Annotated in this window: 9 protein-coding genes and 1 pseudogene; 4 read left to right on the top strand and 6 right to left on the bottom strand. The window is 71.9% G+C overall.

Annotation, left to right across the window (positions count from 1 at the left end):
- Positions 1-18: 18 nt before the first annotated feature.
- A complete protein-coding gene (locus tag BM314_RS04230) occupies positions 19-1,404 on the bottom strand; it encodes an AmpG family muropeptide MFS transporter (protein WP_091977058.1) in 1,386 nt (461 codons plus the stop codon).
- Positions 1,405-1,607: 203 nt separating this feature from the next.
- On the opposite strand from BM314_RS04230, the gene BM314_RS04235 reads away from it, so the two are divergent.
- Entirely contained in the window at positions 1,608-2,684 is a 1,077-nt protein-coding gene (locus BM314_RS04235) for a histidine kinase dimerization/phosphoacceptor domain -containing protein (RefSeq protein ID WP_091977059.1), read from the top strand.
- Between the two features lie 57 nt (positions 2,685-2,741).
- On the top strand, positions 2,742-3,179 hold the full coding sequence (locus BM314_RS04240; protein WP_020093483.1) for a response regulator: 438 nt from the start codon (positions 2,742-2,744) through the stop codon (positions 3,177-3,179).
- Between the two features lie 40 nt (positions 3,180-3,219).
- Here BM314_RS04240 and mutS read toward each other — a convergent pair whose 3' ends face one another.
- The 5 genes from mutS to BM314_RS04265 all read right to left on the bottom strand — a co-directional run bounded on the left by mutS (position 3,220) and on the right by BM314_RS04265 (position 9,618).
- Positions 3,220-5,937 carry a DNA mismatch repair protein MutS gene (gene mutS / locus BM314_RS04245; RefSeq protein WP_091977061.1) on the bottom strand — a complete coding sequence of 906 codons (2,718 nt, stop codon included), beginning with the start codon at positions 5,935-5,937 and terminating at the stop codon, positions 3,220-3,222.
- Between the two features lie 142 nt (positions 5,938-6,079).
- Complete coding sequence (locus BM314_RS04250) at positions 6,080-6,388, bottom strand: hypothetical protein (protein WP_026604979.1); 309 nt, start codon at positions 6,386-6,388, stop codon at positions 6,080-6,082.
- A 237-nt stretch (positions 6,389-6,625) separates the two neighbouring features.
- Entirely contained in the window at positions 6,626-7,483 is an 858-nt protein-coding gene (locus BM314_RS04255) for an alpha/beta fold hydrolase (RefSeq protein ID WP_091977063.1), read from the bottom strand.
- 70 nt (positions 7,484-7,553) lie between these two features.
- On the bottom strand, positions 7,554-7,757 hold the full coding sequence (locus BM314_RS04260; protein ID WP_091977064.1) for a hypothetical protein: 204 nt from the start codon (positions 7,755-7,757) through the stop codon (positions 7,554-7,556).
- A gap of 127 nt (positions 7,758-7,884) precedes the next feature.
- On the bottom strand, positions 7,885-9,618 hold the full coding sequence (locus tag BM314_RS04265) for a patatin-like phospholipase family protein (RefSeq protein WP_091977067.1): 1,734 nt from the start codon (positions 9,616-9,618) through the stop codon (positions 7,885-7,887).
- A 210-nt stretch (positions 9,619-9,828) separates the two neighbouring features.
- On the opposite strand from BM314_RS04265, the gene BM314_RS04270 reads away from it, so the two are divergent.
- Positions 9,829-10,578: an SDR family oxidoreductase gene (locus BM314_RS04270; RefSeq protein WP_056522513.1), complete on the top strand. Its 750-nt coding sequence runs from the start codon at positions 9,829-9,831 to the stop codon at positions 10,576-10,578.
- A gap of 547 nt (positions 10,579-11,125) precedes the next feature.
- Positions 11,126-12,198 (top strand): annotated as a pseudogene (chvE, locus tag BM314_RS04275) (multiple monosaccharide ABC transporter substrate-binding protein).
- Positions 12,199-12,226 lie beyond the last annotated feature (28 nt).

The raw sequence follows: 12,226 nt of genomic DNA on the forward strand, positions 1-12,226 counted from the left end.
TCCCTGGATCTGTCCCGCTCACGCCGCCCCGGGGGCGCGCGCCGTGGTAGGAAGCTCGGGCCCCGGGATGCGGTTCCCCGGCTCCTGGGCGTCCCGCGCCGGGGCCGCGGCCTCCACCCGACCGCTCCGCCGCCCGACCGCGAGGCAGAGCACGAGGACGGGGATTCCCACGAGGGAGGTCATGACGAAGAAGGCCGGGTAGCCGATCGCCGCGACCACGAAGCCCGACGAGCCCGCGATCAGCTTGCCCGGCAGCGCGTAGAGCGAGGAGAACAGCGCGTACTGCGTCGCCGCGTAGGCCGGGCTGGTGAGGCTCGACATGTAGGCGATCAGCACGATCCCCGCGAAGGAGCCGCAGAAGTTCTCGATCGAGATGGCCACGGTCAGGCGCCAGATCTCGGGCGCGCCGGCCGCCAGCCACGCGAAGGCGAGGTGGGAGGCGGCGGCCAGGAAGGCGCCGAGCAGCAGCGTCGGGAACAGGCCGAACCGGGCCAGCGCCCAGCCGCCCGCGAAGCCGCCCGCGATGCCGACCCAGATGCCGTAGAGCTTGGTGACGGTGGCGATCTCCTTCAGGTCGAAGCCCAGCGTCCGGTAGAGCGGGCTCGCCATGACGCCGGACAGGAAGTCGGGCAGCCGGAACAGGGCCACGAGCAGGAGGATGCCCCAGAGCGAGCCGCCGAACCGGCCGTGCAGCTCGGTCAGCGGCTCCAGGATGGCGCGGCGCATCGACCAGAACCGGGACCGGCCGGGCGTCTCGGCGGGGGCCGCGCGCGGTCTGTCGAAGGCCGGGGCCAGCAGGGCGGCGATCATCCCGACCAGCATGAGGGCGGCCATGATCAGGTAGGCCAGCGTCCAGCCCCCCGCGGAGGCGATGAACAGCGCGCCCGCGCCGGCGCTGATCAGGCCGAGGCGGTAGCCGAGGTTCGAGGTCGCCGCCAGGATGCCCTGGAAGTCGCTGCCGGCGGCGTCGATGCGCCAACCGTCGATCACGACGTCCTGGCTGGCCGCGCAGAACGCCACCAGGAAGGCCCCGAGCCCGAGGAGCGCGAGGTTGGTCTTCGGGTCCGAGAAGGCCATCAGGATCAGGCACAGGGCGACCGCGGCCTGCGTCGTCACCATCCAGGCGCGGCGGCGCCCGAGCCGGGCGCTCAGCACCGGCACGTTCAGGCGGTCGATCGCGGGCGCCCAGAGAAACTTCAGCGAGTAGGGCAGCGCCACGTAGCTGAAGAGGCCGATCGCCCGGACGTCGATGTCCGAGAAGGCGAGGCGGAGCGTGAACGTCCCCAGCACCAGGAGCAGCGGCAGTCCGGACGAGAATCCGAGTGCCAGCATGAGCGCGATCCGCCGGTCCTCGACGATGTCGCGGAGCCGGAAGCGACGCGTCGCCTGTGGCTGGTTCGCCATGGCATGGAACTCCTGAGCGTTCGTGGCCTTGATCCCGCGAAATCGTGGCAGCCTTACGCCGCACCTGTCTCCGCTGGATCGTGCTGTCTTGCGCCCCAATCTTGGTAGAAGCTTGCTTAACGCGGTGTCCACGTCCCGCGGTCGGAGCGCGATGGTGGCGCCGCCGGACGAACGGGGCCACCGCCTGACTGTGGAATGATGCGTTGAGTGCCCGATCCGAGACCGGTCCGCCCCTCGCGACGCTGGTCGACGCGTTCGCGTCGAGCCCGTCGCCGATGGTCATCACCGATGCGCGCGCGCCCGACAACCCGATCGCCTGGGCGAACGACGCCTTCCTGAACGCCACCGGCTACGCCGCCGACGAGATCGTCGGGCGCAACTGCCGCATGCTGCAGGGGCCGGCCACGGACCGGTCGACGATCCAGCGCATCCGCGCGGCCGTCGAGTCCGCCGAGGCAATCTCGGTGGAGCTGCTCAACTATCGCAAGGACGGGTCGTCGTTCTGGAACGCGATGACCATCACGCCGGTGCGCGACGCTGAGGGGCTCGCCTACTTCTACGCCGCGCAGGCGGACATGACCCATGTCCACCAGATGGAAGTGTCGATGCGCGGCACCAACGACGAGCTGGAGCGCCTCGTCGCGGCGCGGACCCAGGACCTGACATCGGCGCTGGAGCAGAAGACCGCCCTGCTGCACGAGGTCGACCACCGGGTGAAGAACAATCTCCAGGTGATCTCCTCGCTGATGCTCCTGAAGGCCCGGCGCACTCCCGACGGCGAGGCGCGGGACGCGCTCCAGGGCATGGCGGAGCGGATCGGCGCCCTCTCGACCGCCCACCGGATGCTCTACTCCGAAGGCGACTGCACGCACTTCAACCTCGGCGACTTCGCGGCCGAGTTCCTGGCCGACATGAATGCCGGGCTGGACCCGGAGCGGCGCCGGGTGGAGGCCGATGTCGAGCCGATCGCGGTGGCCGCCGCGATGGCGGCGCCTCTCGCGCTGATGATCCACGAACTGACGGCCAACGCCCTGCGCCACGCCTTTCCGGGCGAGCGCGAGGGGCGCGTGTCGATCGTCGCCCGCCGCACCGATGGCGGGATGCACATGACGATCCGCGACGACGGCGTCGGCGTCGCCGCGGCGGCCCCGAACCCGGCGGGGTTCGGGCGCAATCTCGTGGAGATGGTGGTCCGGCAGATGCGCGGGACCATCGCCTGGGCGGATGCCGGCCCGGGCACGACCGTCGAGATCGACATCCCGCTCCAGCAGCCGGCTTGAGAAATCGACGTGGAGGCATCAAGCTCGTCGGCCGCGGGGCCGGACAACGGAGAGCGCATGGGGACCGGGAACGCCGCCGCGGACGCCGCCCTCCGCATCCTCGTGGTGGAGGACGAGGCCCTGATCGCCCTCGAGCTGGAATGCCTGCTGGACGATCTCGGGCACGTCACCGTCGGCGTCGCCGGCAACGCGACGGAGGCCATCGCGATGGGCCGGTCCACGGCGCCCGACGTCGCCCTCGTCGACATCCACCTCGTCGACGGCCCGACCGGCATCGACGTGGCCCGGGCGCTCTCGGCCGACCGGCGCACCACCGTGGTGTTCATGACCGCCAACGCCAAGCGCATCCCGGCCGATTTCGCCGGCGCGATCGGGGTGATCGCCAAGCCCTATTCCGAGCGCGTCGTGGCCAGCACCCTCGACTACGTGGCCGATCGCCGGGCCGGCCGCGACGGGCCGGCCTGCCCGGACGGGTTCTCGCCCGCGCCCGTCTGAGGTTCTTCGGGTCAGGCCCCCGGCGCGCGGCCCACGGGTCTCAGCCCCGCGCCGCCCGCTCGCGCTTCAGCCGGTAGAGCGCGTCCAGCGCCTCGCGCGGCGTCAGCGCGTCCGGGTCGATCCCGTCGAGCAGCGCGCCCAGCGGATCCTCCGGCGGCGGCTCCGGCGGCGGGGGTGGCGCGAGGGCCGCGAAGAGCGGCAGGTCGTCGATCCGGGCGCGGGCGGGGCGGCCCCGCTCGGCCTTCTCCAGGCTCTTGAGGATCGCCCCGGCCCGGGTCACGACGCTGCCCGGGAGGCCGGCGAGCCGTGCCACCTGCAGCCCGTAGCTGCGCTCGGCGACGCCCGGCACGACCTCGTGCAGGAACACGACGCCGTCCCGGTGCTCGGCCACCTTGAGGGTGGCGTTCTCCAGCCGCGCCAGCCGGTCGCCCAGCGCCGTCAGCTCGTGGAAATGCGTGGCGAACAGCGCCCGGCAGGCATTCACCTCGTGGAGGTGCTCCAGGCAGGCCCAGGCGATCGACAGGCCGTCGAAGGTCGCGGTGCCGCGGCCGATCTCGTCCAGGATCACCAGGGAGCGCCGGGTCGCCTGATTGAGGATCGCCGCGGTCTCGACCATCTCGACCATGAATGTCGATTGCCCACGGGCGAGGTCGTCGGCGGCGCCGACGCGGGAGAACAGCCGGTCGACCCGGCCGATCCGCGCCTCCGCGGCCGGCACGAAGGCGCCGATCTGGGCGAGCACCGCGATCAGCGCGTTCTGGCGCAGGAAGGTCGACTTGCCGCCCATGTTGGGGCCGGTGATCAGGCGGATCCGGCCGCGCGTGTCGCCGGACAGGTCGCAGTCGTTGGCGATGAACGGCTCGCCGGCCCGGTGCAGGGCCGCCTCGACCACCGGGTGGCGGCCGCCGACCACGACGAAGCTGAGCGAGTCGTCGACCACGGGACGCCGCCAGTCGAGCTCGACGGCGAGTTCCGCGTGGCTCGCCGCCACGTCGAGCCCGGCCAGCGCCTCGGCCACCTCGGCGACGGGCTCGGCCTGGGCCAGCACGCGGGCCGCGAGGTCGTCGAAGACGGCGGCCTCCAGGGCCAGGGCCCGGTCGGAGGCGCCCGAGATCTTCGATTCGAGCTCGCCCAGCTCGACGCTGGTGAAGCGCATCGCGTCCACCATGGTCTGGCGATGGACGAACTCGCTCTGCAGGCCCTTCAGGCAGGCCTCGCCGACGGATTGCGGGACCTCGATGAAGTAGCCCAGCAGATTGTTGTGCTTGATCCGCAGGGTCCGGCAGCCGGTCTGCTCGGCGTAGCGCGCCTGAAGGGCCGCGATCACCTTGCGGGAATCCTGTCCGAGGGTGCGCGCCTCGTCGATCTCCGGGTGGTAGCCCGTGCGGACGAATCCGCCGTCGCGCCGGCTCAGGGGCAGCTCGTCGGCGAGCGCCGCCGCCAGAGTCGCGATGAGCGCCCGGTCGGCCTCGGCCAGATGCTCGGCCAGCCGGGCGAGTTCCGCCGGGAGGCCGTGCATGGCGGCGAGGCGCGCGCCGAGATCCGCCGCGACCGCGAGGCCGTCGCGGATCGCCGCGAGGTCCCGAGGACCCGCGCGACCGAGCCCCGTCCGCGAGAGCGCCCGCGCGAGGTCGGGCGCGCGGGCCAGGGCGTCGCGCAGGAAGCCGCGCAGGCGCGCGTCCTCCACCAGGTACGCCACCGCGGCGTGCCGCCGGGCGATGGCGTCGAGATGGGTCAACGGGCCCGCGAGGTGCTCGGCGAGCAGCCGCGCCCCGTTCGCCGTCACGGTCCGGTCGATCGTGGCGAGGAGGCTCCCGGCGCGCTCCCCCGATAGGGTGCGGGTGAGTTCGAGGTTGGTCCGCGTCGCCGCGTCGATCGCCAGGGTGGCCCCGCCATCCTCGCGGGTCGGGACCGCCAGGGGCGGACGGGCCGCGAGCTGCGTGCGGGCGATGTAGAGCAGCGCCGCCCCGGCGGCCGCGATCTCGGCCCGGGTGAACTGGCCGAACCCCTCCAGGGTCGAGACCCCGTACTGCTCGCGCAGGCGCCGCTCGGCGGCCGCGGGCTCGAGCTCGGCCTGCGCGAGGGGTACGACGGCCGCGCGGCTCTCCTGCCAGAGGCGCGCGAGGGCCGGATCGGCGTGGATCGCCTCCGACAGGACGATCTCCCGCGGGTCGTGCCGGGCGATGGCGCCGGACAGGTCGCCGCCCGCGACCTCGCTGAGGGAGAAGCGGCCCGTGGAGATGTCCACCGCGGCGAGGCCGTAGGCGACCGCCCCCTCCCCCGTCTTCCGGCGGCCGATGGCCAGGAGGAGGTTGGCGCGGGCGGGGTCGAGGAGCCGGTCCTCGGTGATCGTGCCGGGGGTGACGAGCCGCACGACCTCGCGGCGGACCACGGATTTCGGCCCGCGCTTCTTGGCCTCGGCCGGATCCTCGGTCTGCTCGCACACCGCCACGCGGTGGCCGAGGGCGATGAGGCGGTTGAGATAGTCGTCGGACCGGTCGACCGGCACGCCGCACATCGGGATCTCGCCGCCCGCGTGCTTGCCGCGCTTCGTCAGGACGATGCCGAGGGCCCGGGACGCGATCTCGGCGTCCTCGAAGAACAGCTCGTAGAAGTCGCCCATCCGGTAGAACAGCAGGCAGTCCGGATTGGCGGCCTTGATCTCGATGTACTGCGCCATCATCGGCGTCGCGCCGGCCGGGTCCAGGCCGGGCGTGGGCGTCGTGTCGGCGGCGGGGCGGACGGCGGTTCTGGCCATGCCGCCTCTTAGCAGAGCGACGCCGGCGAATCAGGCCGGGCGAACCGATGCGCCTGGGGAGAAGGCGCCCGGACGCCGCATCGCCGGTGGATGGCGCCCGGATCCGCCACAGCCTGCGCGGGATCCGGGCGCGGTCGCGATGTCAGTAGCGCGGGCCGCCCGTGGTGTTGCCGAGCTGCTGCTGGTAGCCCGGGCGCGACGGGTTGCGGGCGTTCGGGTTGCCGTGGCGCATCGTGTTCATGCGCCGCATCCGGCGCTCGTGCCGGGTCGAGTGATGGCGGTGCATCCGGTGATGATGCATGCGGTGGTGGCGATGCATCGCCACGGTCTCGACCATGTCGGATCCGGCGAAGCCGGGCTGCGCGATCGCGGGCGCGGCCTGCGACGCGACGGTTCCGGCCAGGAGGCCGCCGAAGACCACACCCGCGGTCAGGAAAGAACGAAAAGACATCGTGGAGTAGCTCCGATCAGCCCTCATGGGCCACCACCAAGTGACAAGTGCTCGTCATGTTCCGGAGCGGCGAGCGAAAAATAGTACGTGGCTTCCGAGAAGCGAACGGATTACCGCACCGCCCGACGCGCGTCCGCACGCGCCGGCGCGGAGACTTGCGAGATCCGGCCGTGCATTGAATATCGCTCTACAACTTGCCCGCGTGGACCGGCCCGCTTTCACGCGGGTGCAAGGCGGCTAGCGGAGGAACGCGCCGAGGTCGGCGTTGACCGCCTCGGGCTCTTCGTGGGCGAGCCAGTGGCTGGCCCGCTCGTACCAGCGGAGCCGGCCGGCGTCGCAGTACGCGAGGCTCGCCTCCGCCAAGCCGGGCTGCAGCGCCGTGTCCCGTCGCCCCCAGAGGATCAGCACCGGCACGCGCACCCGCGGCGGCCGCGCCCGGGGCAGCTGCACCAGGGCCCGGTACCAGTTCAGCATGCCGGTCATCGCGCCGGGCTGGAGCCACGCCGCGACGTAATGGTCGAGATCGGCCTGCGCGAAGGTGCCGGGCCGGCTGGAGGTTGTCAGCGCGCGCCGCAGGGCCCGGCCGCGATCCGCCGTGAGCAGCCGCTCGGGCAGGCGCGGGAGCTGGAAGAGGCCCACATAGGTGCTGCGCAGCCACTGACCGGGATGGCGGCGCATGTAGGTGCCGACGATCGCGGGATGCGGCGCGTTGAGGATCGCCAGCCGGTCGATCCGCTCGGGGTAGCGGCTCGCCACCCACCACGCGACGAGGCCCCCCCAGTCGTGGCCGACGAGCCGCACCGTGGGCGCGCCGTAGGCGTCGGCCAGGGCCAGGACGTCGCCGGCCAGCCGGTCCAGGTGGTAGGCGGCGATCCCCGCCGGCTTGTCGCTGAGGCCGTAGCCGCGCTGATCCGGTGCGATGATCCGCAGCCCCGCCTCGGCGAGCGGCCCGATCTGGTGGCGCCAGCCGTACCAGGATTCCGGGAAGCCGTGCAGCAGGATGGTCGGCGGCCCCGTCTCGGGGCCTGCCTCGGCCACGTGCAGGCCGACCTCCGGCAGGGCGATCCGGTGAAACCTCACTCCCGCGACGGTCATCCTCGCGCGCGCTCCGTCATGTCGGGCCCCCCCGCGGCGGAGAACGCGCGCATCCTCCGGTCCGATCCGCTCAGAAGCCGAGCGCGGCGCCGTCGCCGGCGTCCGGGGAGAGCTGGTCGCGCAGACGCTCCGGCGCGGTCCGCGTCCAGAGGCACAGCAGCACGAAGGCGGCGCCGTGCAGGAGGGCGTGCGGCCCGGAATGGTCGGCTGCGGCGCGCCGGTCCCGCGCGGAACCGGGCACGGCGCCGGTCGGGGTCTTGGCAGGATGGGTCATGGTTCCGGTCTCCCGATGACGTGTTGCACCGGAGATCGTCGGCGGATGGTCCGGGTTACAGGGCCGCGGGCGCCGCGCGTGCGCCGCCGCACGCGGACATCTCAGCGCACCGGGTCAGCGCACCCGTTCAGCGCATCGGATCGAGCCAGCGCGCGAGGGTCCCGGTCGCGATGCCCGCGCGGGTCTCCCGGTAGCCGAGCTCCGCCGATTCCCGGAAGCGCGACCACGCCCGCAGGTCGATGCCGGAGAGCTGCGGCTTCAGCACGGCGGTCGCGTGGGCCGCCGCCATCAGGCTCTGCGCGTCGCTCGACACGGTGGCGGCGCGCAGGAGCAGCGGGGCCAGGCCCGGCATCGCCAGCGGCGAGCCGATCAGCCTGCGCATGAGCCGTCCGCTCCACCCGCGCCGCGGCATGTCCTGGAACGCCCGGTCGGTCCCGACATCGACGGCCAGCACCGGGCCGCGCTCCAGCCCGGCGGCGACGTCGGCCGGCAGGTTGTTCATCATGCCGCCGTCGACCAGGACGCCCTCGTCGCACAGCACGGGCGGCAGGAGGCCGGGGATCGCGATGCTGGCGCGCAGGGCCTTCGGCAGCTCGCCCGAGCGGTGCACCATGGTGTTGCCGGTCGTCAGGTTCGACGAGACGCAGAAGAACGGCAGCCAGAGGTCCTCGATGCGCACGCCGCCGTAGCGCGCCGCGAGGCCGGCATCGACCTTGGCGCCGCGGGTCAACGCGTGCAGCGGCAGCGTGTAGTCGTTGATCGGGTTGCTGGTGGCGAAGAACGCCTCGATCTGGGCCTGGATCTCCGCGACGCTCCAGCCCATGGCGAGGCTCGCCGCGATGATCGCGCCCATGCTGGTCCCGCCCACGAAGTCGGGCGCGCAGGACACCTCGTCGAGGGCCTTGAGCACCCCGAGATGGGCGAGCCCCCGCGCCCCGCCGCCGCCGAGGACGAGGCCGCGCGCCGATCCGCTGGCGAGCCGCGCGAGGCGATGCAGATCCCCCCGGTCGCCGTCCCGGACCTGGATGCGCATCGCCGCGGGCAGCGCGGCAACCTCCGGATGCAGGGCCTTCGGGCGCCGGGCCGCGGGGTCCTGGCGCACGACGAGGTCCATGCGGATCCAGTCGGAGCGCACCCGGTCGAGATAGGCCGCCGCGCCCGGCCGCGGCGGCGCGCCGGGCTCGGCGAGGAGCAGGACATGGTCGCCCCGCCGCTGGCTCTGCCGGCACCAGGGGCAGTCGATGTCGTGCGCCGCGAAGATCGTGCGCGCGTGGGCGCCCTCGAAGGCCTGGAACCACGCCTCGTCGGCGCCCTCCGGCCAGTCGGTGAGGCAGCCGGTCTTCCCGGGCAGCAGGGCGTCGAAGGCGGCGGCGAGCTGCCGCGCCACCCGCGCCGGATCGGGCCCCTCGGTCACGGCCAGGATCGTGAAGATCCGCGGTGCGTGGTGGACCGAGTGGCCGTTGTAGATCGCCCGCAGGCGGTCGGCGAGCATCCGGGCGAAGTAGAGGAGCGTGTGCGGGTGCTCGGCGATCACCGCCTCGAAGGCGTCGCGGGTGAGTTGCAGGAGGTGCGAATCGCGCAGCGCCATAACGGTCGCCGCCCGCGGGGCGTCCGACAGCAGGGCCATCTCGCCGAAGGTCTCGGGCGGCCGCAGGCGCGCGATCCGGGTCGGCCGCCCGGCATGGTCGCGGGCCGAGACGCCGACCGCGCCGGAGACCAGCGTGTACAGGGCGTCCCCGGTCTCGCCCTGCTCGAACAGGGTCCGGCCGCCCGGCACCGCCACAGGCTCCATCCGGGCCCGCACGGCCGCGATTGCCGGCGCGTCGAGGCCGGCGAGGAACGGGATCTCGGGGGCGCTCACGCCGGGACCGCCGCGTCGCTCGTCCCGCGCAGGCCTGCCGACGAACCCTGCCCCATCGTTCCGTTCCCGTCCCCGTGTCTTTCGACCACCATAGCGCATGGCGGCCGCCGGTACGCCCCGTGACCGCGGCCCGCATCTGAAACGCCGACGCCTTCGCGCGGCGGCGGCCATCCGCTACAGGCGGTGAAACACCGGAACCGGGAGGAACGCATGTCGGGGCTTGAGCGGATCGCGATCGTGACCGGGGCCGGGACGGGTGTCGGCAAGGCCGCCGCCCTGGCGCTCGCCGACGCCGGATGGCGCGTCGTTCTCTCGGGACGGCGTCAGGCTCCCCTCGAGGAGGTCGCCGCGCGGATCGGTCACGGGGCGGTGGCGGTCCCGACCGACGTGACCGATCCCGACTCGATCGCCGCCCTGTTCGCGCGCACCAAGGCGGAGTTCGGCCGGCTCGACCTGCTGTTCAACAATGCCGGGATCGGCGCTCCGGCGGTCCCGCTGGAGGATCTGCCCCTCGAGACCTGGCGGCAGGTGGTCGACACCAACCTCACGGCGCTGTTCCTGTGCACGCAGCACGCCTTCCGGATCATGCGCGACCAGGATCCCCGGGGCGGCCGGATCATCAACAACGGCTCGATCTCGGCCCACGCGCCCCGACCGAACTCCATCGCCTACACGGCGACCAAGCACGCCGTGACCGGGCTGACCAAGGCGACCTCCCTCGACGGCCGGGCCTACGACATCGCCTGCGGCCAGATCGATATCGGCAACGCCGACACGCCCATGGGCGGCAAGATGAAGGCCGGCGTCCCGCAGGCGGACGGCTCCCTGCGGGCCGAGGCGGTGATGGATCCGGACCATGTCGGTCAGGCCGTGCTGTCCATGGCGAGCCTGCCGCTGGAGGCCAACGTGCAGTTCATGACCATCATGGCCACCAAGATGCCGTTCGTCGGCCGCGGCTGAAACACCGCGGTTTCCGGGCCCGCGCGGCGACGCCGCGCTGAACTGCTTGGCGTTGCGGACACGGGATCCGGCCTGCCCGGATCCGATCGGGCGGACCGGTCGTCGCCGCCGTGCCGATCGGCCGGCCGCGCCCCGTGGCCCGCGCGACCCCATCGCGCCGACCGGCGATCGAATCCGGGCCTGAACCCGCGGCGCGCTCCACACACACACCTGAGACCGCGCCGCGAGACGGGGCGCCGCGCGTGCCGATTGACGGCCCCTTCTATAACTCATACAAATTGAATGCCCGAGCTTCTCAAGGTGCGGGCTTGGCCCTCGAAGAGGCTGCCGGCGGCGCCCGAATCGCGCCTCTGCCTGCCAACCCGGCCAAGCTTGCCGGATCGGCTCCCGCAGGGATCTTCGGACGGGCAGTGGATGGGTGTCGGCCATAGACTGGGTAAGTCCAACATTGCGTTGTAACTATAAAAAATAGTCAATCGACAATAACGGAAGCACGGACTCGCTTCGAGTGAAGTCGAAATCCGGCTGTGAAGCGGTAGGGGGGATTATGATCGCCAGGCAGACGGTTCTCAAATACATCCTGGGCCTGTCGCTCCTCGGCGTGTCCGCCGCGACATCCGCGCAGGCGGCCGGCGGGGATTCGATCGGGGTCGCCATGCCGACCAAGTCGTCGCAGCGCTGGATCGACTACGGCAACAACATCGTCAGGCTTCTGAAGGCCAAGGGCTACAAGCCGGATCTGCAATACGCGGACGACGACATCCCCACCCAGCTCGCCCAGATCGAGAACATGCTCACCACCGGCGTGAAGATCCTGGTGATCGCTTCCATCGACGGCACGACTTCAGCGATGTGCTGTCGAAAGCGAGCGAGCACGGCGTCAGGGTCATCGCCTACGACCGGCTCATCCGGGGGACGCCGAACGTCGATTTCTACGCCACCTTCGACAACTACAAGGTTGGCGTTCAGCAGGCGACATCCATCGTCGACGCCCTCGGCCTGAAGGACGGGAAGGGGCCCTTCAACATCGAACTGTTCGGCGGTTCGCCCGACGACAATAACGCATACTTTTTCTACGACGGTGCCCTGTCGGTGCTGAAGCCCTACATCGACGCGAAGAGGCTCGTTGTGCGCTCGGGCCAGTTCGGCATGGACAAGGTGTCCACCCTGCGCTGGGACGCCGCGACCGCCCAGGCGCGGATGGATAACCTGCTCTCGGCCTATTACGGCAACGCACATCTGGATGCCGTGCTCTCGCCCTACGACGGCATCTCCACGGCGATCCTCTCGTCGGTGAAGAGCGTGGGCTACGGGTCGGGCGGCGTGAAGCTGCCGGTGATCAGCGGCCAGGACGCCGAGCTGCAATCGGTCAAGTCGATCATCGCCGGTGAGCAGACGGCGACGATCTTCAAGGACACCCGGGACCTGGCCAAGGTGACGGTGGCGATGATTGACGCCATCGAGGCGGGCCGGCAGCCCGAGGTCAACGACGTGAAGACCTACGACAACGGTAAGAAGATCGTCCCGTCCTACCTGCTCACGCCGGTGATCGTCACCCGGGCCAACTGGAAGCCGGCCCTGATCGACACGGGCTACTACGCGCTCGACCAGCTCAAGTGACCGATGCCGGGGCGGAGCCCGGTCGCTC

Source organism: Methylobacterium sp. 13MFTsu3.1M2 (genome assembly GCF_900112625.1).
Lineage (GTDB): Bacteria > Pseudomonadota > Alphaproteobacteria > Rhizobiales > Beijerinckiaceae > Methylobacterium.